Origin of the sequence: Massilia sp., from assembly GCF_032106685.1 — a bacterium.
Classification (GTDB): Bacteria; Pseudomonadota; Gammaproteobacteria; order Burkholderiales; family Burkholderiaceae_D; genus Telluria.
Map to the genome: position 1 here is coordinate 166,981 of NZ_DAMCPG010000004.1, position 22,420 is coordinate 189,400.

Here is a 22,420-nt window from a genome sequence, read left to right on the forward strand (position 1 = left end):
TCAGGCCGGCGAGATGATATCGAAGGCGTCGAGCAGTGTTTCCAGGCGCGGCAGGCCGGCCGCCAGCTCGTCGCGGCGGCCGGCGTCGGCGGCCTTTTCCAGCTGCGCGCACAGGACCGCCAGTTCGACCGCGCCCAGGTGCGCGGCGCTGCCGCGCAGGCCATGCAGCACGCGCCCGCAGGCATCGTCGTCGCCCGCCTCCAGGGCGGCGTGCAGGTCGGCGCGGCGGCGCGGCAGGTCAGCGGCAAAGGCGGCGCGCAGGCGCTCCTGGAAGGCGGTGGCGCGTGGCGCCGGCGTGGCCGCCGCCGGGGCCACGCCGAACATCGCATCGAGTTCGGCCGTGGTGGGCGTCGATGCGGGCATGGGCGCAGGCGCCGGCATCGATGCACGCATCTCCGGCAGCACGATCCCGCGCCCCAGCTGGCGCTCGATCGCCAGGCTCAGTTGCTGGTGCAGCGCCGTCTCGTCGATCGGCTTGGCCAGGAAGCCGTCCATGCCGCAGGCCAAGTAGCGGTCGCGGTCCTCGTCGCTGGCGTTGGCGGTGAGCGCGACGATCATCAGCTGCGGGTCCAGCACCGGCGCGTCGAGCGTGCCGCCGGCGCGGATCAGGCGCGTGGCGGTGGCGCCGTCGATCTCGGGCATGCGTCCGTCCATCAGCACGATGTCGAAGCGCGCGCGGGCGCAGGCCGCCACCGCCAGCGCGCCGTTCTCGACGACCTCGATCTCGTGGCCCATGTCCTCGACCAGCATGCGGGCGATGATCTGGTTGGTGGCGAAGTCCTCGGCGCACAGCACGCGTAGGCGGTGGCTGTGCGGCAGGCGCGGCGCATGTTGCGGGCGGCTCGGTTCGGCGCCTTCCGGCAGCGGCAGCACGAAACTGAAGGTGCTGCCCTTGCCCTGCTCGCTGCAGGCCTCGATGGCGCCGCCCATCAGCTCGACCAGCTGGCGGCAGATCGCCAGCCCGAGGCCGGTGCCGCCGTAGCGCCGCGTGGTGGTGGTATCGGCCTGCTCGAACTTCTGGAACAGGCGCGGCAGCGCGTCGGGCGCGATGCCGATGCCGGTGTCGTGCACCGAGAAGCGGATCATGTGGGTACTCATGTGCCTGCTCGTGTGCGCCCCTGCGCCGCCTGGCTGCGCCGGCGTCTGGTCCTCGCCGCGGCGCTCGACGTGCAGGTTGACCTGTCCGGCCGGGGTGAACTTGAAGGCGTTGCCGACCAGGTTGACCAGCACCTGGCGCAGGCGGGTCGGATCGCCCACCACGAAGCGCGGCAGGTCCGGCGCCAGCGCGATGGCGAAGCCCACGCTGTGCGCGGCGGCCTGCTCCTCGAACAGGGCGGCGACGTTGCCGATTGCCGCGTCGAGCGCGAAGTCGATGTTCTCGATCGTCAGCTTGCCGGCCTCGATCTTCGAGAAGTCGAGCAGGTCGTTGATGATCGCCAGCAGCGACTGGGCATTGGCCTGGCCGCGCTCGATCTGCTCGCGCGTGGACTCGCGCAGTTGGCCGTCGCGCAGCGCGAAGCCGAGCATGCCGATCACGCCCGCGAGCGGGGTGCGCATCTCGTGGCTCATGTTGGCCAGGAACTCGGACTTCTGGCGCGCCGCGTCTTCGGCGCGGCGCGCGGCCAGCTGCAGGCGCTGCTCGTTTTCGTGCAGCGCCTGGTTGGCGTCGGCCAGCTCGAGGGTGTTGCGGCGCACCTCATGCTCGCGCGCCCGCAGTTCCTCGGTCTGGCGTTCGAGCAGGCGGTTCTGCAGCGCGATCTCCTCGGTGCGGCTGCTGACCAGGCGCTCCAGGCGCAGTTGCTGGCGGCGCAGGCGGCGCGTGCGCAGGCGGTAGCCGCCGATCGCCAGGCTGGCGAGGAACAGCAGCGCGGTGACGCGGAACCACCAGGTGCCCCATACCGGCGGCTCGATCGTGATCGTCAGGCTCGCCGGCGTCTCGCTCCAGACCCCGTCCTTGTTCGCCGCGCGCACCCGGAACACGTACTGGCCCGGGTCGAGGTTGGTATAGGTGGCGAAGCGCTTGCCGGCGTCGGCGCTGACCCACTGCCGGTCGAAGCCCTCCAGCTTGTAGGCGAAACGGTTGCGCTTGGGCGCCGCGTAATGCAGGGCCGAGAATTCGATCGAGAACACCGAGTGCTTCGACGACAGCGTGATCGCGCGCATCTCCTCCACCGGCCCGTCGAGCAGTTCCGGCCAGGCCTGCTGCACCGGGCGGTTGAAGATCTGGAAGCCGGTGATGACGACGCGCGGCGCGATGCGGTTGTAGCGCAGCGCGCGTGGATCGAAGGCGGTGATGCCGTTGAAGCCGCCGAAGTACAGGGTGCCGTCGGGGGCGCGCGCGGCCGAGGCGTCGAAGTAGGCGCCGTCGATGGTGCCGTCGGCCGCCGTGTAGCTGCGCCAGGCGCCGGTGCCGGGATCGAAGCGCGACAGGCCGTTGGTGGTGCTGACCCAGATCGCGCCGTCCTCGTCCTCGAGCATGGCGGCCACGGCGTCGTCGACCAGGCCGTCGCGCATGGTGTAGCGCACGAAGCTGACCGAGCCGTCGGCGGCCGTCACCATCTTGTTCAGGCCGACCGCGGTGCCGACCCAGACGTTGCCGACGCGGTCCTCCATCAGGTAGTGGACCTCGTCGTTGCTGAGGCTGGTCGGATCGTACTGGTCGTGGCGGAAATGGCGGAAGCGCCCGCTGGCGCGGTCGAGCAGGTCCAGGCCGTGGAAGGTGCCGACCCACAGGCGGCCGCGCCGGTCTTCGAGCACGGGGCGCACCGTGTTGTCGGACAGGCTGGCCTGGCGCGCCGGATCGTGGCGGTAGCTGGTGAGGCGGCGCGTGGCCGGGTCCAGCATGTGCAGGCCGCCGCGGGTGGCGATCCAGAGCATGCCGTCGCGCCCCAGGAACATCGCGCGCACCGTATTCGCGTTGGGCTCGCCCGGCGCCAGCACCTGGCGCACGAAGCGGCCGCTCTTCGGGTCGAAGCTGGTGACGCCGGTGCGCCCGCCGATCCAGACCAGTCCCTGGCGGTCGCGCACCACGGCGTTGACGGCCGGGTCGATCAGGCTGTTCGGGTTGCCCGGTTCGTGGCGCCAGATGCGGTTCGGCGCGCCGGCAGCGGGATCGTACAACTGCAGGCTGGTGGTGGCGGCGAGCCAGAGCTTGCCGGTGCCGTCGTTCTCGATATCCTTGACGCGGTTGTCGGCGCTGACGGCGCCGTCGCGCTCGCGCACGATGCGCGCGAAGCCGCCGCTGCCCAGGTCGACGCGCGACACGCCGGCATACCAGGTGCCGACCCAGAAGGTGCCGACGCGGTCGCGGTACAGGGCCGCGATGTGGTTGTCGGCCAGGCTGTGGTTGTCGGTGATGACCTGGCGGTAGGCCTCGAAGCGCGCGCGCGCGGCATCCCAACGGTACAGGCCCTCGTCGTGCGCGCCGACCCAGACCTGGCCCAGGGCATCCTCGTAGAGCGCGCTGATCCAGGCGCGCGGGATGCCGTCTTCCGGTCCGAAGTGGCGGCGCCGGCCGGCGTCCGGTCCGGCCAGCGGCATGCGCTCCAGCCCGCCCAGGGAACCGATCCACAGCGCGCCGGAGCCGTCCAGCAGCAGCGCCTGCACGGCATCGCGCCGGCCCTGGGAACCGATGCGGTGATGTGCGAAGCCTTCCTTCCCGGGCTGTATGCTGTCGACGCCGGCCGCGGTGCCGATCCACAGCCGCCCCGTGCGGTCGAGCGCGAGCGAGGTCACGTCGTCGCTGGCCAGGCTGTCGGGGTCGCCCGGCACATGGTGCCAGGTCGTGAAGCTGCCGCTGGCGATGTCGAAGTGCTGCAGGCCGTCGCCGGTGCCGATCCACAGGCCGCCCTTGCCGTCGCCGACGATGGCGCGCACGTGGCGGTTGCCGTTGCCGCGCCGCGCCGGTTCGTCCGGCAGGAAGTGCTGGAAAGCCTGGGTCGCGGCGTCGTAGCGCGCCAGGCCGCCGTCGGTGCCGATCCAGAGCCGGCGCTGCGGGTCGACGTGCAGCACCCGCACCCAGTTGCTGGCCAGGGTGGTCGGGTCGCCGACGGCATTGCGGAAGTTGACGAAGCGGTAGCCGTCGAAGCGCGACAGGCCGTTCTGGGTGCCGAACCACATGAAGCCGTCGGCGTCCTGGGCCATGGCCAGCACCGATTCCTGGGCCAGGCCATCGTCGACGCTGAGGTGTTCGAAACGCAGCGTCGGCGCGGGCGCGGCCGTTGCCGGCATGACGAATCCGCCGGCCAGCGCCAGCAGCAGGACAAACAGCAGCGCCCTCATGCCCGTCCCGCCGCTCCCGCCGCCGTTTGCGCGAACGCGCAAGCGGCAAGGCGCGCCGCCTGCGCACCTTGCCCGATCAGCAATGCCCTGCTTGTCTGTTCCTTATTCACCCCGCAAGGGTAACAAACAATCTGGAGCCAAAGGGAAATTATTGTTGCTTAATCACCCTTTGCGACGCCTTCGCGTCGCGGATCCGCACCACCGAACCACCAGGGCTCGCCATGGATGGACATTTTCATAATGCCATGCAGGCCGGAGTTCTGTTCGGTCTGCTGGACCTTGTGGCCGCGCGCCTTGAGGGCGTCGACCGTCGCTTGCGGGAAGCGCCCGGCCTCGATCTCGGTCGGCCCGTTGCGGCTGCCGAAATTCGGCAAGGCGATCGCCTGCTGCATGTTCAGGCCCCAGTCGAGCGTGCCGACCAGGGTCTTGGCGACGTAGTTGATGATCGCCGGCCCGCCGGGCGATCCGACCGCCAGCACCAGCTTGCCGGTCTGCTTGTCGAACACGATGGTCGGCGACATGGCGCTCCGCGGACGCTTGCCCGGCTGGACCCGGTTCGCCACCGGGCCGTCCTTGTCGCGCGAGGCGAAGGAAAAGTCGGTCAGCTGGTTGTTGAGGATGAAGCCGTCCACCATCTGGCGCGAGCCGAAGGCGTCCTCGACGGTGGTGGTCATCGACAGGCCGGCGCCGTGGCCGTCGACCACCACCAGGTGCGAGGTGGACGGCGTCTCGATGGCGTTGTCCCGGCCCCAGTTCCACGCCAGCTCCATGCCGGGCGGAGTGCCGGCCGGGGCCTCGCCCATCGATTTCTCGCCGATCAGGGCGGCGCGTTTGCTCAGGTAATTTTTGTCGATCAGCGCCGGCAGGCCGCGTCCGGGCAGCGGCACGAAGTCGGTGTCGGCGGCGTAGCGGTTGCGGTCGGCATAGGCCAGGCGCCCCACTTCCGAGAACAGGTGCACCGCTTCGGGCCCCGGCACGCCGTCGGCCGGCGCCAGTTTCGCCATGTCGCGCGTTTCGAACATGCCCAGCATCTGGGCCACCGCGATGCCGCCCGAGGACGGCGGCGGCATGCCGCAGACGGTGTAGACGCGGTAGTCGCTGCAGACCGGTTCGCGCACCTTGGGGCGGTAGTTGGCGATATCCCTGGCCGTGAGCAGGCCCGGGTTGGTCGGATGCGACTTGACCTTGTGCGCGATGTCGCGCGCGATGCGTCCCGCATAGAAGGCGTCGGCCCCCTTGGCCGCGATCTCGCGCAGGGTCTTCGCCAGCGCCGGGTTCTTCAGCACGTGGCCGACCGGCCAGGGCTGGCCCTCCTTGTCGTAGAAGTAGCTGGCTGCGGCCGGGTCCTTGCGGATGTGCGCGTCCCACATCAGCATGCCGTTCAGGCGCTCGCTCACCGGGAAGCCCTGCTCGGACAGGCGGATCGCCGGCGCGAACAGGGTTTTCCAGGGCAGCTTGCCGTGCTGCTTGTGGGCCAGCTCCAGCATGCGCAGCACGCCCGGCGCCCCCACCGAGCGGCCGCCGACGACGCCGGCGGTGCGCGAGAGCGGCGTGCCGTCGGGCTTTTCGAACAGGTGCTCGTCGGCGGCGGCGGGCGCGGTCTCGCGGCCGTCGAAGGCCTGGGTTTTCTTGCCGTCGTAGTGCACGAGGAAGGCGCCGCCGCCGATGCCCGAGCTTTGCGGCTCGACCAGGGTCAGCACCATCTGGGTGGCGATCGCGGCGTCGATCGCGCTGCCGCCTTTTTTCAGCATCTCGTAGCCGGCCTCGACCGCCAGCGGATTGGCGGCGGCCACCATGTACTTGCGCGCGGCCCAGCCGGCCTTCTCGGTATAGCCGGTCGCGATTTCGGGGGCGCGCTGGGCGCTGTCGTTGGCCGTCGCCTGGGCCTGGGTCGCCTCCTGGGCGAATGCCAGGCCGGCCGGCATGGCGCCAGCCAGGATGGCGAGGGCGGCGGCGCTGGCGCGCATCTTCAACTTGATCATGGGTTCTCCAAAAGAAGGAAGGGCGTGGCCGGCCAGCGGCCGTGCACGCCCAACATCGTCTGGCATCCTACATCAAATTGTCGGATGGCTCATGCCACGCTTTAAGAGTGCGGTGAGCCCTTCCCTGCGTTTTTACTTGGGCTGCATCCGGATGGCACCGTCCAGGCGGATCGTCTCGCCGTTCAGCATGACGTTCTCGATGATCGCCTTGGCCAGGTGCGCGTATTCCTTCGGCATGCCGAGGCGTGGCGGGAACGGGACCATCTTGCCCAGCGAATCGCGCACTTCTTGCGGCATGCCCATCAGCATCGGGGTCTCGAAGATGCCCGGGGCGATGGTCATCACGCGGATGCCGCTGCGCGCCAGGTCGCGCGCCATCGGCAGGGTCATGCCGGCCACGGCCGCTTTCGAGGAGCCGTAGGCCGCCTGGCCGATCTGGCCGTCGAAGGCCGCGACCGAGGCGGTGTTGATGATGATGCCGCGCTCGCCGTATTCGCCTGCCTCGGTATTGCCCATGGCTTCCGCCGCCAGGCGCGCCATGTTGAAGGTGCCGACCAGGTTGATGTTCACCGCGCGCTGGAACACGTCCAGCGGGTGCGGGCCGTCCTTGCCAACGGTCTTGACGGCCGGCGCCACGCCGGCGCAGTTGACCAGGCCGCGCAGCGTGCCCAGGGCCACCGCCGCCGCGACGACGGCCTTGCCGTCCGCTTCCTGGGTGACGTCGCACTTGACGAACTGGCCTTTCAATTCGGCCGCCAGGGCCGCGCCCGCCTCGGCCTGCACGTCGGCGATGACGACCTTGCCGCCGGCCTCCGTGATCATGCGCGCAGTAGCTGCTCCCAGGCCCGACGCGCCGCCGGTGACGATGAACACATTGTTCTGAATTTGCATGGTTTTTCCTTTTCGCGTTCTTTTTGACGTTTACGTTAACGTCAACCCACGGGATTGTAGCGAACTTTTGGCGGAAAAAACCACGTCCACGTTAAACGGCAGGCATTAAAAGCATTGCATTGTCTTGCCATGCTGGGTGCACAGGCGGCCCTGACTGGTGACCGCCGCGTTGCCCACGCCGGTGTGGTAGGTGGTGCCGGCCGCGTCGTTGCAGGTGTTGCCGACACAATTGACCTGGGACGGAGCGGCGCGCAGGGGCTGCGGTTGGGCAGGCGGCGGGGCGGCCATCGGCAAGCCCGGCGCGCTCTGGACTGCAGGCACCCGCGCCACGTTGGCCTGCACCGAGCGGCGCGGCGCCGCCCTGGCCTGCTTGTCCGGGTCCTGCTTGCCGTTGGTGTTGGCCGGCTCCTTTTGCTGGGGCGCCGGACGCGCCGAGGGATCGACTTCGCGGCGAGGCTGCTGCTGGGGCATGCCGCCGGCCTTCTCTTCCTGGGCCTGCGGGGTCTGCTCGGGCTGGGCCCCGGGCTCGGACCTCGGCGCCTGCGGATGCAGCTCCGGGCCGTAGCGCGGTCCGGTCGCCGCCGGCACCGGCGTCAGTTGCGGCGGCGCCTGGCTCGACTGGGAGGCGCCCGACTGGGATTGAGCCGGCTGCGGCTGGGCCGCGTGCGCGGCGGCGGCCGCCGCCAGGGCCACCACCAGGGCCAGGGCGATCTGGGCCGCGCGGTAGGGTTTCGAGTGTTTGGCGCGTTTCATGGTAGACCTCCATGGGACAATTATCTTCCGCCATGGTGGACAGGGGCGCGCGCTTCCGCGCCGCCGTCAAGTCCACGTCAGGATCGGGCGTTACGCTGGCGGAACAAGCCGGCCCGCGACCGCACCAGGGCGACCACGCCGGCGATTACACAACCACGAGATGGAGACGGCAATGCAGACGGTTCAAGAGCTTTACCAGGCCCGGCGCACGAGCGCCTCGGACGCGCTGGCGCACCTGCGCGACAAGGACATGATCATCGTCCCGACCGGGGTCGGCGAACCGCCCACCCTGCTCACGGCCCTGTCCGAGCAGCGCACCCGCTGGCAGGACGTCCGCGTGGCCCAGATCCTGGCGATGCGCAAGTACGGCTACTTCGAGCAGGACACGGCGCGCCACGTGCGCCACGCCGCCCTGTTCTTCGGCGGCGCCTCGCGCGGCGGCGGCCAGGGCGGCTGGTGCGATTTCATCCCGAACTATTTTTCCGAGATCCCGGCCCTCATCGAGCGCGGCCTGATGCCGGCCGACGTGGTGTTCGCGATGGCCTCGAGCATGAACCCGCAGGGCTGGTTTTCGCTCAGCCTCGGCACCGACTACACCATGGCGGCTGTCGCCAAGGCGCGCGTGGTGGTGCTGGAGGTGAACCCCAACGTGCCGTTCGCGCACGGCCAGTGCCACGTGCACGTGTCGCAGGTCACGGCGCTGGTCGAGAGCGAGGATCCGATCATGGAAGTCGGCCTGCCCACCATCGGCCCGGTGCAGGAAGCCATCGGCAAGCACGTGGCCGACATGATCGAGGACGGCTCGACCCTGCAGATCGGCTACGGCGGCATTCCCGACGCGGTGGTGATGCAGCTGACCCACAAGCAGGACCTCGGCATCCACACCGAGATGATCGGCGACGGCATCCTCAAGCTGGTCGAGTGCGGCGCCGTCACCAACCGGCGCAAGACCTTGCTGCCGGGCAAGATGGTGGCGACCTTCGCCCTCGGCTCGCGCCGCCTGTACGAGTTCATGCACCAGAACCCGATGCTCGAGATGCACCCTTCGAACTTCACCAACGACCCGTACATCGCCGGGCAGAACGACAAGCTGGTGTCGATCAACGCCAGCCTGCAGGTCGACCTGCTGGGCCAGTGCGGCAGCGAGAGCATCGCCCACCTGCCCTATTCCGGCACCGGCGGCCAGGTCGACTTCGTACGCGCCGCCAACCGCTCGCGCGGCGGCCAGTCCTTCATCGTGCTGCCTTCCACCGCGAAGGACGGCACCATCTCGCGCATCGTGCCCACGCTCACGCCCGGCACCCACGCCACCACCAGCAAGAACGACGTCAACTACGTGGTCACCGAGTACGGCGTGGCCCAGCTGCGCGGCAAGTCGGCCAAGCAGCGCGCCCGGGAATTGATCGCGATTGCCCACCCGGACTTCCGCGGCTGGCTGCGCGAAGAGGCGAACAGGATGTGCGTGTTCTGACGGCGCCGGCCCGGACAGGCGGTGCGTCGGCAGGAAGCTGACGCGCGGAAACTTGCGGCGCGCCGCGGACGGCTCGTGCCATCATGTCGCCGCGCCGGCATCGCCGGCATCACCGTGGAGGTATGGATGAGCACAGAACTGAGCATCTCGGACGACGATCACCTGCGCGGCAGCAGGAACGCGGCCGTCACCCTGATCGAATATGCCGACTTCCAGTGTCCGTTTTGCGCCCGCGCGCATGCGGCGCTGACCGAACTGCAGCAACGCCATGGCGAACGGCTGGCCCTGGTGTACCGGCACCTGCCGCTGGCTGACCTGCACCCGTCCGCGGAGTTGGCCGCCCAGGCGGCGGAAGCGGCCGGCGCCCAGGGCAAATTCTGGGAAATGCACGACACCCTGTTCGCGAACCAGGCCAGGCTCGACGCCGGCGGCCTGTCGCCGCTCGCCGCCAGCCTGGGGCTCGACGTCGACCGTTTCGACGACGAGGTCGAGAGCGCCCGCTACCGCGACCGCGTCGACGGCCACGCCGAGCAGGCGCGTGCGCTCGGCGCGCACCGCACGCCCAGCTTCTTCATCAATGGCGAGCGCTACCAGGGCGATTCGGACCACGACTCGCTGTCGGCGGCGATCGACAAGGCGCTGGGCGCGGCCTGAGCCCGCGGCCGTTCAGCCGCCCGGCGCACGCCCGGCAGGCGCCAGCCCTGCTTCGGCGGTCCCGGCTGCCACCCCGGCTGCCGGCGCGGCACCCGGCGCCGTCGGCGCCGCCGCATCCGGCGCGCTCATCGGCACGCTCGTTGGCAGGCTCCTTGGCATGCCCTCCCGCGCTTGCGCCGCGCGGTGCGGCGCGCCCGCTGCCGGCGAATGCAGGGTCCCCTGCGAGACGTCGCGCATGCCCGCGATCTGCGGCGCCGACACCGACATCCACCCGGCCGCCGGCAGCAGCGGCACCAGCAGCAGCGCGACGATGTTGATGATCTTGATGAGGGGATTGACCGCCGGGCCGGCCGTGTCCTTGTAGGGGTCGCCCACCGTGTCCCCGGTCACCGCCGCCTTGTGGGTGTCCGAGCCCTTGCCGCCGTAGTTGCCGTCCTCGATGTATTTCTTGGCGTTGTCCCAGGCGCCGCCGCCGGTGGTCATCGAAATCGCCACGAACAGGCCGGTGATGATGGTGCCCATCAGCATGCCGCCCAGGGCCGCCGGCCCGAGCAGCATGCCGACCAGGATCGGCACCGCCACCGGCAGCAGCGAGGGCAGGATCATCTCGCGGATCGCCGAGGCGGTCAGCATGTCGACCGCCTTGTCGTACTCGGGCTTACCGGTGCCGGCCATGATGCCGACGATGTCGCGGAACTGGCGCCGCACCTCGACCACCACCGCGCCGGCCGCGCGCCCCACCGCTTCCATCGCCATCGCCCCGAACAGGTAGGGAATCAGGCCGCCGATGAACAGGCCGACGATCACCATCGGGTTCGACAGTTCGAACACCACCGACTTGCCGACCGAATCGAGCGCGTGGGTGTAGTCGGCGAACAGCACCAGCGCGGCCAGGCCGGCCGAGCCGATCGCATAGCCCTTGGTGACGGCCTTGGTGGTGTTGCCGACCGCGTCGAGCGGGTCGGTGATCGCGCGCACCGAATCGGGCATGCCGCTCATCTCGGCGATGCCGCCAGCGTTGTCGGTGATCGGGCCGTAGGCGTCGAGCGCGACGATGATGCCGGCCATCGACAGCATCGCCGTGGCCGCCACCGCGATCCCGTACAGGCCGCCCAGCTGGAAGGCGACCAGGATCGCGATGCACACCACCAGCACCGGGTAGGCGGTCGACTTCATGGACACCCCCAGGCCAGCGATGATGTTGGTGCCGTGCCCGGTGGTCGAGGCTTCGGCGATGTGGCGCACCGGCTTGAACTCGGTGCCGGTGTAGTACTCGGTGATGTAGACCATCAGCCCGGTCAGCACGATGCCGACGATCGCGCAGCCGAGCATGCTGGCGCGCATGGCCGCGTCGCCCCAGACCATCCAGGTAATGACGGCGAACCCGATCAGCGACAGCCCCGCCGCCCACCACAGGCCGGTGTACAGCGCCGACATGATCTTGCGTCCGGGACGGGCGCGCACCATCGCGCAGCCGATGATCGAGCCGATGATCGACACCGCGCCCAGCAGCAGCGGATACAGCACCGCGTCGCCGGCGCTGGCGTCGATCATCAGCGCGCCCAGCAGCATGGTGGCGATCAGGGTCACGACGTAGGTCTCGAACAGGTCGGCCGCCATGCCGGCGCAATCGCCGACGTTGTCGCCGACGTTGTCGGCGATGACGGCCGGATTGCGCGGATCGTCCTCGGGAATGCCGGCCTCGACCTTGCCGACCAGGTCGGCGCCGACGTCGGCGCCCTTGGTGAAGATGCCGCCGCCCAGGCGCGCGAAGATCGAGATCAGCGAGGCGCCAAAGGCCAGGCCGATCAGCGGCTTGATCACGTCGTGGCGCGACAGCGCGCTATCGCCGTAGGACGTGAGCGCCCAGTAGAACAGGGTGACGCCGAGCAGACCCAGGCCGACCACCAGCATGCCGGTGATCGCGCCGCCCTTGAAGGCGACGTCGAGCGCCTCGTTCATGCCCTTGCTTGCCGCCTGGGCGGTACGCACGTTGGCGCGCACCGAGACGTTCATGCCGATGAAACCGCAGGCGCCGGACAGCACCGCGCCGGCCAGGAAGCCGATGGCGGTCCAGGCGCCGAGCAGCAAGTAGATGGCAACGAGCAATACCAGGCCGACGATGCCGATGGTGCGGTACTGGCGCCCCAGGTAGGCGGCGGCGCCCTCCTGGATCGCGAGCGAGATTTCCTGCATGCGGGCGTTGCCCGCATCCTGGCGCAGGATCCAGGCGCGCGCCCAGAGCCCGTAGATGACCGCGATGACACCACACGCCACGGCAAACGTGATCAGGTTTGCTGCCATATCGTCCCCTTAGTTCTCGATCAAATAACACCACACATTGAAAGAATGCCCAGCCCTTTGGCGGAGCAGTCTGCCTCACTGCGTACTGCAAACCTTTGATTCAAACCATTGGTGCGCCCGAGCGCGTAAAAAAAGCCTCCATGCGGCGTTGCATTCGTCTCGCCGTACTGGCGTACTGTCTTCGCCGATGCGCCTTGCCTGGCGGCTTTTTTACACACTCGGGGGGATGGGATATGAACGACACCCCCGAAAAAAAAGCGGACGCTTGCGTCCGCTTTCTGTCTTACTCGGAGAGCGCGGCGAAGGCCGCGTCCCTGACTTGTTCGACCGGGCCCACGCCCGAGATCTTGCGATACTTCGGGGCGCCGGGCAGGCCCGACTGGGCCCATTTGTTGTAGTAGCCGAGCAGCACTTCGGTCTGGTTGTGGTAGACCGACAGGCGCTTCTTGACGGTTTCTTCCTTGTCGTCGTCGCGCTGGACCAGCGGTTCGCCGGTGACGTCGTCGACGTCGGCGACCTTCGGCGGGTTGAACTTGGTGTGGTACACGCGGCCCGATGCCTGGTGGGTGCGGCGGCCGCTCATGCGCTCGACGATCAGCTCGTCGGGCACGTCGATTTCCAGCACGTAGTCGACGTTGATGCCGTTGTCCTTCATGGCGTCGGCCTGGGCGATGGTGCGCGGGAAGCCGTCGAACAGGTAGCCGTTGGCGCAGTCGGCTTCCTGCAGGCGATCCTTCACCAGGCCGATCATGATGTCGTCCGAGACCAGGCCGCCCGCGTCCATGACCTTCTTCGCCGCCAGGCCCAGCTCGGTGCCGGCCTTGATCGCCGCACGCAGCATGTCGCCGGTGGAGATCTGCGGGATGTTGAATTTTTCCTTGATGTAGTTAGCCTGGGTGCCTTTGCCGGCGCCGGGCGCTCCTAACAGAATGAGACGCATGAAGAATTCCTAAGACGGATGTTGAAAATTGTTATCGTGTTGGCAAACAATCGGGATTGATGCATATCTGACTAGCTTGATACGAAACTTACCACAAAAGTCAGCGTCAACGCCAACCCCGGCGGGTAGCGACGGGGTCGAAAAACTGAATTTTTTGAGACGCCGCAGACGGTCCGTAAATCAATTTCTGCGGAGGTCAAGACGCATAATGCAGGCGCACCCGCGCCAGGTCCTCCGGGGTGTCGACGCCGGCCTCGGGCGCGCTGTCGGTGACGTGGACCGCGATCGGATGCCCGTGCCACAGCACGCGCAGTTGTTCCAGCGCCTCGACCTGCTCCAGCGGCGACACCTCGAGGGCCGGATAGGCCTGCAGGAAGGCGTTGCTGTAGGCGTAGAGGCCGATGTGGCGCAGCGGCGCGTATCCGGCCGGCAGCGCGGCCGGCAGCGCCTCGCGCGAGGCGGCGAAGGCATCGCGCGCCCAGGGAATGGTGGCGCGCGAAAAATACAGCGCCCGCCCCTGCCGGTCGAGCACGACCTTGACCACGTTCGGGTTGAACACGTCGGCCGCCTCGTGCAGCGGATGCGCGCAGGTGGCCATCGGCACCCCGGCCTCGATGCGGGCGGCGCAGGCGGCCAGCAGCGCGGGATCGATCAGCGGTTCGTCGCCCTGCAGGTTGACCACGACTTCATCGAGCCCGAGGTTCAGCGCGCGCGCCACTTCGGCGATGCGGTCGGTGCCGGACGGGTGGTCGGCGCGCGTCATGACGGCCTCGACGCCATGCGCGGCGCAGGCCGCCATGATGTCGGCATGGTCGGTGGCGACCACGATGCGGGTCGCGCCCGATGCGCGGGCACGCTCGGCGACGCGCACGACCATGGGCTTGCCGCCGAGGTCGGCCAGCGGCTTGTTCGGCAGGCGGGTCGACGCCAGCCGCGCCGGGATGATGACAGTGAACGCCATGCCGATGCTCAGAGCGCCTCGATCTTGCGCGCCTGGTCGGCCCACATGATCGGGATGCCGTCGCGGATCGGGTATGCCAGGCGGTCCGGGCGGCAGGTCAGTTCCTGGGCCTTCTTATCGTATTCGAGCGGTCCCTTGCACAACGGGCAGACCAGGATATCAAGCAGTCGAGCGTCCACGACATTTCTCCACAATTTGTTCGGCCAGCGCGGCATCGATGCGCGCGCTGACCGGCACGACCCACAGGCGCGGATCGTGCTTCAGGTTTTCAAGTTGCCCACATTTTACTGCATCCTTCTCGGTGATCAGGATGACATCGGCATCGCTGGCCGCAAACGGGTCCTCGCGAAAGTCGTAATGGTCGGGCAGCGCCAGCTCGGCAAAGCGCAGTCCCGCACCGCGCAGCATGGCGAAGAAGCGCCCCGGATTGCCGATCCCGGCCGCGGCCAGGATACGCCGGCCGGCAAATTCCGCCAGCGGCGCGCGCTCGGCGGGGTCGCGCAGGCGCTCGGCCATGTCGCCCGCCAGCTGCATGCGGAAGGGCTGTCCGCCGACGGCGCGCGCCAGCCGCGGCGTGATCTCGGGCGCGTTGACCACCGTGAAGTCGCGCCGGCGCGCGGGCGGCTCGCGCAAGGGGCCCGCCGGCAGCAGCCAGCCGTTGCCGACGCCGCGTCCGTCGAACAGGATCACCTCGACGTCGCGCGCCAGGGCGTAATGCTGGAGGCCGTCGTCGGTGAGCAGGACGTCGACTTCCGGATGCGCCGCCAGCAATGCCCTGCCCGCCTCGAAGCGCTGGCGGCCGACGAATACCGGCACGCCAGTGCGGCGTGCGATCAGGAGCGGCTCGTCGCCGACGGCGCGCGCATCCGCGTCGAGCGTCACCGCGCGAGGAGCTTCGCCTTCGCTGCCGTGGCCGCGCGAGATCACGCCGGGACGCATCCCCGCCCGCAGCAAGGCCTCGGCCAGCCAGATGGTGAGCGGCGTCTTGCCGGTACCGCCAATAAAGATATTGCCGACCACGACGACCGGCACCGGCAGGCGCCCGGACTTCAGGACGCCGGCGCGGAACAGGGCCGCGCGCAGGGCGGCCAGCGCACGGAACAGCAGCGACAGCGGCCACAGCGCGCAGGCCAGCGGGCCGCGGCGCAGCCAGGCGCGGGTCAGGGTCGATTCGAGGGAATTGTTCTTGGACATGAAAGGCCTGGATTGCAGCGGGCGGCGCCGGTGTCCGCCTGCTGCGATCGCATGGACTCCGGGCCGTTCGGTATTACTTCTTGCCGCCGGTCTGGGCGGCGAAGGTCAGCTTGTCGTAGCCGGCCAGGCGCGCCGCCTCCAGCACGTTGATGACCATCTGGTGCATCGCGAACTGGTCGGCATTCACGATGATGACCGGGTCCGCCACCGGCTGGCCGTTCGGGCCGGAACGGGCGGCCGCCTTCAGGTCGTCGGCCAGCCCGGCCACGCCATGAAAGGACACCGGCGTGTTGTTCACCGTGTAGTTCCCCTTGGCGTCGATGGTGACGTTGATCTCGAAGGGCTTCTCCGCCGCCTTCTCGGCGTCGGCCGTCGGCAGCGTGATCTGCAGCTCGGTGAACTTGCTGTAGGTGGTCGACACCATCAGGAAGATCAGCACGACCAGCAGCACGTCGATGAAGGGGATCAGGTTGATCTCCGGATCCTCGCGCTTGCGGCCGCGGCGGAAATCCATCATTTGCGGTCACCGTGGACGACGTCGACGAATTTCACGGCCTGCAGCTCCATGTCGATGATGAAGCTGTCGACCAGGGCGCGGAAGTGGCGGTAGAACACCAGGGCCGGCATCGCGATCGCCAGGCCGAAGCCGGTGTTGTACAGGGCCACCGAAATGCCGTGCGCGAGCTGGGCCGGATTGGCGCCGGCCGCGTTCTGCGAACCGAAGATCTCGATCATGCCGACCACGGTGCCGAACAGGCCCATCAGCGGCGCCAGCGAGGCGATGGTGCCGAGCGTGGTCAGGAAACGCTCCAGCACGTGGGCGACGCCGCGGCCGGCCTCCTCGATCGACTCCTTCATGACTTCGCGCGGGGCGTCGACATTGCGCAGCGCGGCGGCCAGCACGGCGCCCAGCGGCGAATTGCTTTCCAGCGTGTTGACGATTTCGGGCGTCACTTTCTTGTTGCGGTAGACGTTGATGACTTCGCCCAGCAACTGCTTCGGAAGAATCTTCTCGCGGCGCAGGTAAATCAAGCGTTCAATGATGAGGGCCAAGGCAATGATCGAGGCAATCAACAATGGCCAGATGGGCCAGCCTGCGGCTTGGATAATGGCGAGCAAGTGAACTCCTGACAGAACAGTAACGAATTCGGCAATGTAACAAGTTGCCGCCGCTGCGGCAAGTACAGTTCTGCACAAGTTCTGTGGATAAAATTGTGCGCAAGGCCCGTCCCATGCAAGAATCGCTTTGATTCTTAAGGGAATTTTTCCATTGCGCAAGAAAACAGCACGACTAGTGCACCTGGGTTTGCGCGCCGGTGGAAGCATGCGTCACTGCATTTGCCTTACCCGACTTTTAAACATTTTCTGTGGATAAAAATGTGCGCAATACCACTCTCCACACGCTAAGTATATGATTTATCTCAACAATATTCCCTGCTGAAGAATGCGGCAGCCTTACCTGCAAGCTGGCCGGGCTGGGCACCGAGCATTTCCCCACATTTTTTGTGGACAAAATTGTGAGCAAGGCCGTTGATGTACATCAACACCATTGATTTAAAAGGAAAAAGTATCCCTGCAAAGAAAGTAGGCAATACGGCTTGTCCACATCGCTCCCCGCGACCGTGGAGGATGCTGTACGCTTGCTCGACCACTTTGAAAGCGGCCTGGGGACTATGCACACTTTCTGTGGAAAAGAATGTGAGCAAGGCCCTGCACCGAGACTTAAGTATCTGATTATGCTCGTCATTTTTAGCCCGCCTGATTTTTGAGCAAACACAACATTAAGCCTTGCGAAATACTGTAGCGCTCGACTTAAAGAAGGAAGAAGGCGCGCTCCAGGCGCTTTTCCATGTGATGCGCACGGGTCCGCTCACCAGCATAGGGCGCCACGTGAGGAAAAGGCGGATCGGCCGACTGGCCGGCAGTTGTGCGCTTCTTCACATTTTCTGTGGACAAAATTGTGAGGAAGCGCCTTGCGGTAGCACAAGGTCATTGATTTTAAAGAGAAAAATTCTCCTGCACGCATTTTAAGCACGACCATTCTTCTCCATCGTTTCGCCTCAACCAACCTATGGCAGGGTCAAGTCTTCCCCACAAGACGCGTCCGCCAGCTCGGCCTTCGCATGATCTCTTCACATAAACTGTGGAAAAAGATGTGCGCAAGACCAAGGTAGGACATCCAAGTCCTTGATTCATCAGGGAATAGCTCCGCGTGCACGCAATTGTGGCAGGTCCGCGTCCTTACTGCTGAGTTCCTCACAATTTTTGTGGATAACATTGTGCCCAACTGAACATCGCACCAACTAAGTCATTGATTTAAAACAAATCACCCTCCGCTGCCCGCAAAAAAGGCGGTCGAATTCGATTCAAAAAACCCTTGTCTGGCCGCCATGGATGTGCCATAAGCTTCTCCGCTTATGCATCAGGATTCGACCATGCTCAACGATAACGACCCCGACACCGCCTACGCCGCGCCACCCGTGCTGTCCGTCACCGCGCTGAACCAGCAGGTCGCGCGCCTGCTCGAGCGCAGCTTCCCGCTAGTGTGGATCGGCGGCGAAATCTCGAACTTCACCCGCGCCAGCTCGGGCCACTGGTATTTCACCCTGAAGGACGACGCCGCCCAGGTGCGCGCCGTGATGTTCCGCAGCCGCGCGCAGTACGCCGGCTTCATCCCGCGCGAAGGCGACAAGGTCGAGGTGCGCGCGCTGGTGACGCTGTACGGCGCGCGTGGCGATTACCAGGTCAATGTCGAGGCGATCCGCCGCGCCGGCGTCGGCCAGCTCTACGAAGCCTTCCTGCGCCTGAAGGAAAAACTGACGAGCCAGGGTTTGTTCGACCAGGAGCGCAAGCGTTCCCTGCCGCTGTTTACGCGCAGCATCGGCATCGTCACCAGCCCGCAGGCGGCGGCCCTGCGCGACGTGCTGACGGCGCTCAAGCGCCGCGCGCCGCATGTGAACATCGTGCTCTACCCCGCCCCCGTGCAGGGGCAGTTTGCCGCCGACAAGATCGCAGAAGCCATCATGACAGCGTCCCGCCGCGCCGAGGTCGACGTGCTGCTGGTAGTGCGCGGCGGCGGCTCGATCGAGGACCTGTGGAGCTTCAACGAGGAATGCGTGGCGCGCGCGATCGCCGCCTGCGCCATTCCCGTCATCGCCGGCGTCGGCCACGAGACCGACGTCACGATCGCCGACTTCGCCGCCGACATGCGCGCCGCCACGCCGACGGCCGCGGCGGAACTGGCCGCCACCCCGCGCGAGGACTGGCTGGCCTCGCTCTCGGCCGACGCGCTCGACCTGCGGCGCGCCATGCGGCGCCAGTTGTCCGAGGCCAACCAGGGCCTGGACAACCTCAGCCGGCGCCTGCTCAGCCCGACCGCCCAGATCGGCCACCAGCGCCTGAAACTGCGCGCGATGGCCGCCTCGCTCACCCATGCGCTGCGGGCGCCGATCAACCGCGGCGGCGTGACCCTGGCCCAGCTGCAGCAGCGCTGGGCGCGCCACCGCCCCGACCTGCGCACCCTGCGGGCGCAGATCATGTCCGAGCAGCGCCACCTGAACGCCAGCGTGTGCAGCCAGGTCAAACAGCGGCGCGACGCCTTGACGGCGCTGGCGGCCCAGCTCGAACTGCTGAACCCGCAACGTACGCTCGAGCGCGGCTATGCCATCGTCAGCAACGCCCAGGGCCAGGCGCTGCGCTCGCCCGGCCAGATCAAGGCGCGCACGGCGCTGACGGTGCGCCTGGCCGAAGGCAGCGCCGAGGTGCGGGTGTCGAGCGTGCAGTCGGTGCTCGAATAGGTGTTATCAGTCGGGATAGACGGACTGCTACGCAGCAAACATGCAACGTCCGCCCATCCGGTTTAGAATATGCCGTTTCGGAACAACCACTTCGTTTCCAACCAATCAAGGAATAAGACATGGAACATACTCTGCCGCCGCTGCCGTACGCCAAAGACGCTCTCCAGCCACACATCTCCGCCGAGACGCTGGAATACCACTACGGCAAGCATCACCAGGCCTACGTGACGAACCTGAACAACCTGATCAAGGGCACCGAGTTCGAAAACATGTCGCTGGAAGAAATCGTCAAGAAATCCTCGGGCGGCGTCTTCAACAACTCGGCCCAGGTGTGGAACCACACCTTCTTCTGGAACTGCATGAGCCCGAACGGCGGCGGCGCACCGACCGGCAAGGTCGCCGATGCGATCAACGCCAAGTGGGGCTCGTTCGACAAGTTCAAGGAAGAATTCACCAAGTCGGCAGTCGGCAACTTCGGTTCGGGCTGGACCTGGCTGGTGCAGAAGGCCGACGGCGGCGTCGACATCGTCAACACCTCGAACGCCCACACCCCGCTGGCATCGGACGACAAGGCCCTGCTGACCTGCGACGTCTGGGAACACGCCTACTACATCGACTACCGCAACGCCCGCGCCAAGTTCGTGGAAGCGTTCTGGAACCTGGTCAACTGGGAATTCGTGAACCAGAACATGGCTTGATGCCTGCGTTCGTTCCGTCATGATCAGGTCGGCACGACTTGATGAAGACTGAACGATAGGAGTGGCCGTACAACGCGCCACGACGAACGGATCGGAACGACGTCTCCGATCTTACGGCCCGGTTCGCCCGGGCCGTCGTTCTTTTTATGCGGCAGGCCTGCGCTTGCGCGACCCATGAAACTGTTCAGCATCCTGATCGCAGACCGGCCGATCGTCGATCCGGCCACCCTGCCGCCGGCGGCAGCGCGCAATATCGCTTCCTTCCGCGAACATCATCCCGGCCTGCCGCACGGTCTCTACGACCGTGACGCCATCCGCGATTTCCTGCGCCGCCACATGGAAGCGGACGTCGCCTGGGCGTTCGAGGAGCTGCTGCCCTACGCTTACCGCGCCGACCTGGCGCGCCTGTGCCTGCTGCACGAATTCGGCGGCGCCTATGCCGACCTGTCGGTATTCTTCCACGCGACCTTGCCCGTCGACTCGGGCAAGCTGGTCGTGTTTCGCGACCGCCCCGTGCATGCGCCCTGGATCGTCAGCAACACGATCATCGCCGCGCCGCCGCGGCTGCCCGCTTTCGAAGCGGCGATCCGCATGATCGTCGCGAATTGCCGCAACCGTTATCGCGGCGTGTCCTCGCTGTGCCCGACCGGCCCGGTCCTGTTCGGCAAGGCGATCGCCATGCACTGCGAGCCCGAACAGATCCACCTGGGCGAGGTCGTCAACGTCGCCCAGCGCGACAGCACCGAAGCGCTGGCCTTCGTCGATGCCACCGATGGGCGCATGATCGGCTACCGTACCAAGTCGGCCGCAGGACTGGACCAGCTGGGCCTGCGCGAAGGCGTCAACAACTACAACGACTTCTACTACGCCCGCCTCGTGTATGCCGCCGACTATCCGGCGCGGGTGGGCGCCGACTACCTGGCCCGGCATGGCGTCGGCGATGGCGCGGTCGAGAACGGGCAGCTGGTGCTGCGCGGCGGGTCGGGCAAGGTCCTGTGCCATTTGCCGATCCCCTTTTCCGCCGGCCGGCACCGCCTGGTGCTGGTGCTGGCCGCGGGCTCGAGCGGCGCCCTGGCCCTGCGCGCGACGCTGCACGGCAGCGGCGAAACGGTCGCCGAAGCGCACGGCCGCGTCGACGGCGGCCCCGTGACCCTGGCGCTTCCGCTCGACCTTGCCGTGAGCCGCAAGGATGTCCTTGTCGGTATACTTGCGGGCGACGGCGCATGCCTGCGCATCGTCGAGCTGCGTGTCGAGCGCCTCCCGCACGACATCGCAGGCACTGCACATACCGCAACATGATCAAATACATCTCTCATGGCGATACAACCGGCTACGGCCTGTCCGGCCTGGCCTACCTGCGCGGCCTCCTGAACCTCGGCTTCGACGTCCAGTGGCAGCCGGTGTTCTGGGGCGCGCAGGGTTTGCAACGCTGGGTGCCGGGGATGGCGCCGCAGCTGCTCGAAGCGGTGCGCGCGGCAGCCGACGACCCCAGCCTGCGCGACCTGCCGGCGATCCTGGCCCACACCAGCCCCGCGCGCGACTATCGCATCGTGGTCGCCCACCTGGTGCCGGAACACCTGCCGGCCTGCCTGGAACCGGGCAAGGCCAATTTCGCCTACTGCACCTGGGAGTCGGACCGGATACCGGCACACTGGCCGGCCATCCTGAACCGCTATGACGGCGTGCTGGTGCCGTCCCGCTTCAATGCCGAGGTGTTCCGCGCCGGCGGCGTCACGGTGCCGTTGCACGTGGTGCCCCACATGCGCCGCCATGCGCACGACGACGTCACGCCGCAGGAGCGCGCCGACCTGCGGCGCCAGCTCGGCATCGGCGCCGACGCCTTTGTCTTCTACACGATCGGCGCCTGGATGCTGCGCAAGGACCTGCCGCGCCTCATCGAGGCATTCCTGCAGGAGTTCAGGCACGACGAAGCGGTCGCACTGTGCATCAAGACGTCGAGCAAGCCGGTGCACTTCCCGCTGCCGCACGAAGCGGGCAAGACCTCGCTGCAGCTGGTGCGGGAAACCATGGCGGCGTTTCGCGGCGCGCATGGCCGCACGCAGCTGCCCACGGTCGGGGTGCTGGCCGGCGACGGCGTCAGCGGCGCCTGGATCGACCGCCTGCACCAGGTGGGCGACACCTACGTCTCCCTCACCCGCGCCGAAGGCTGGGGCATGGGGGCGTTCGACGCCGCCGCACTCGGGCGCCCGGTCCTGATGACCGGCTGGAGCGGCCAGCTCGACTTCCTCGGCCGCGACCATCCCGGCCTGATCGGCGGCACCCTCGCGCCGATCGACTGGCCGGGCACCTCCTATGGGCCGGACCACCAGTGGGCGATTGCCGACCTGGCCGACGCGCGCAGCAAGATGCGCTACCGCTTCGCGCACCGGGACCACCCCGATGCGCACGCGCGCCGCCTCAGCGAAACCATCGCCAACCGCTATGCCGAAGGCGCCGTCATGCGCCAGTTCCGGCAGGCCATCGGAGCTTGACC

General features: G+C 67.4%; 18 protein-coding genes. 6 read left to right on the forward strand and 12 right to left on the reverse strand.

The window, feature by feature from the left end; genetic code table 11:
- From RT688_RS04550 to RT688_RS04565, 4 genes are all read right to left on the reverse strand, one after another.
- Positions 1–4,281 (reverse strand): two-component regulator propeller domain-containing protein, encoded by a 4,281-nt coding sequence (locus RT688_RS04550; protein ID WP_313703657.1) that lies wholly within the window; start codon positions 4,279–4,281, stop codon positions 1–3.
- Between the two features lie 158 nt (positions 4,282–4,439).
- On the reverse strand, positions 4,440–6,263 hold the full coding sequence (ggt, locus tag RT688_RS04555; RefSeq protein ID WP_313703658.1) for a gamma-glutamyltransferase: 1,824 nt from the start codon (positions 6,261–6,263) through the stop codon (positions 4,440–4,442).
- 132 nt (positions 6,264–6,395) lie between these two features.
- Complete coding sequence (locus RT688_RS04560; RefSeq protein ID WP_313703659.1) at positions 6,396–7,154, reverse strand: 3-hydroxyacyl-CoA dehydrogenase; 759 nt, start codon at positions 7,152–7,154, stop codon at positions 6,396–6,398.
- Between the two features lie 105 nt (positions 7,155–7,259).
- Positions 7,260–7,907: a hypothetical protein gene (locus RT688_RS04565; protein WP_313703660.1), complete on the reverse strand. Its 648-nt coding sequence runs from the start codon at positions 7,905–7,907 to the stop codon at positions 7,260–7,262.
- 172 nt (positions 7,908–8,079) lie between these two features.
- Between RT688_RS04565 and RT688_RS04570 the strand changes: the two genes are divergently transcribed.
- Both RT688_RS04570 and RT688_RS04575 read left to right on the forward strand, forming a co-directional pair.
- Complete coding sequence (locus RT688_RS04570) at positions 8,080–9,378, forward strand: acetyl-CoA hydrolase/transferase C-terminal domain-containing protein (RefSeq protein ID WP_313703661.1); 1,299 nt, start codon at positions 8,080–8,082, stop codon at positions 9,376–9,378.
- Between the two features lie 126 nt (positions 9,379–9,504).
- Positions 9,505–10,032, forward strand: coding sequence for a DsbA family protein (locus tag RT688_RS04575; RefSeq protein ID WP_313703662.1), 528 nt, complete (start codon positions 9,505–9,507; stop codon positions 10,030–10,032).
- 12 nt (positions 10,033–10,044) lie between these two features.
- On the opposite strand, the gene RT688_RS04580 is transcribed toward RT688_RS04575, so the two are convergent.
- The 8 genes from RT688_RS04580 to RT688_RS04615 all read right to left on the reverse strand — a co-directional run bounded on the left by RT688_RS04580 (position 10,045) and on the right by RT688_RS04615 (position 17,137).
- Positions 10,045–12,336, reverse strand: a complete 2,292-nt coding sequence (locus tag RT688_RS04580; protein ID WP_313703663.1) for a sodium-translocating pyrophosphatase — start codon at positions 12,334–12,336, stop codon at positions 10,045–10,047.
- Positions 12,337–12,619: 283 nt separating this feature from the next.
- Positions 12,620–13,276 carry an adenylate kinase gene (gene adk / locus RT688_RS04585; protein WP_313703664.1) on the reverse strand — a complete coding sequence of 219 codons (657 nt, stop codon included), beginning with the start codon at positions 13,274–13,276 and terminating at the stop codon, positions 12,620–12,622.
- A 196-nt stretch (positions 13,277–13,472) separates the two neighbouring features.
- Positions 13,473–14,237, reverse strand: coding sequence for a 3-deoxy-manno-octulosonate cytidylyltransferase (gene kdsB / locus RT688_RS04590; RefSeq protein ID WP_313703665.1), 765 nt, complete (start codon positions 14,235–14,237; stop codon positions 13,473–13,475).
- Positions 14,238–14,245: 8 nt separating this feature from the next.
- Positions 14,246–14,416 carry a Trm112 family protein gene (locus RT688_RS04595; protein WP_312550165.1) on the reverse strand — a complete coding sequence of 57 codons (171 nt, stop codon included), beginning with the start codon at positions 14,414–14,416 and terminating at the stop codon, positions 14,246–14,248.
- Positions 14,397–15,431 carry a tetraacyldisaccharide 4'-kinase gene (gene lpxK, locus RT688_RS04600; RefSeq protein ID WP_313703666.1) on the reverse strand — a complete coding sequence of 345 codons (1,035 nt, stop codon included), beginning with the start codon at positions 15,429–15,431 and terminating at the stop codon, positions 14,397–14,399. Before lpxK ends, RT688_RS04595 begins: the two co-directional genes overlap by 20 nt.
- Positions 15,432–15,504: 73 nt before the next feature.
- Positions 15,505–15,945, reverse strand: coding sequence for a biopolymer transporter ExbD (locus tag RT688_RS04605; RefSeq protein ID WP_313703682.1), 441 nt, complete (start codon positions 15,943–15,945; stop codon positions 15,505–15,507).
- A complete protein-coding gene (locus RT688_RS04610; RefSeq protein ID WP_313703667.1) occupies positions 15,945–16,550 on the reverse strand; it encodes a MotA/TolQ/ExbB proton channel family protein in 606 nt (201 codons plus the stop codon). The genes RT688_RS04605 and RT688_RS04610 overlap by 1 nt, the downstream gene beginning before the upstream one ends.
- A 302-nt stretch (positions 16,551–16,852) precedes the next feature.
- Positions 16,853–17,137: a hypothetical protein gene (locus RT688_RS04615; protein ID WP_313703668.1), complete on the reverse strand. Its 285-nt coding sequence runs from the start codon at positions 17,135–17,137 to the stop codon at positions 16,853–16,855.
- A 729-nt stretch (positions 17,138–17,866) separates the two neighbouring features.
- Between RT688_RS04615 and xseA the strand changes: the two genes are divergently transcribed.
- From xseA to RT688_RS04635, 4 genes are all read left to right on the forward strand, one after another.
- Positions 17,867–19,228: an exodeoxyribonuclease VII large subunit gene (gene xseA / locus RT688_RS04620; protein ID WP_313703669.1), complete on the forward strand. Its 1,362-nt coding sequence runs from the start codon at positions 17,867–17,869 to the stop codon at positions 19,226–19,228.
- Between the two features lie 119 nt (positions 19,229–19,347).
- Entirely contained in the window at positions 19,348–19,926 is a 579-nt protein-coding gene (locus RT688_RS04625) for a superoxide dismutase (RefSeq protein ID WP_312550169.1), read from the forward strand.
- Positions 19,927–20,100: 174 nt separating this feature from the next.
- The gene (locus RT688_RS04630; RefSeq protein ID WP_313703670.1) at positions 20,101–21,225 is read left to right on the forward strand and encodes a glycosyltransferase family 32 protein; all 1,125 of its coding nucleotides are present in this window, start codon (positions 20,101–20,103) and stop codon (positions 21,223–21,225) included.
- Positions 21,222–22,418, forward strand: coding sequence for a hypothetical protein (locus RT688_RS04635; RefSeq protein WP_313703671.1), 1,197 nt, complete (start codon positions 21,222–21,224; stop codon positions 22,416–22,418). The genes RT688_RS04630 and RT688_RS04635 overlap by 4 nt, the downstream gene beginning before the upstream one ends.
- Positions 22,419–22,420 lie beyond the last annotated feature (2 nt).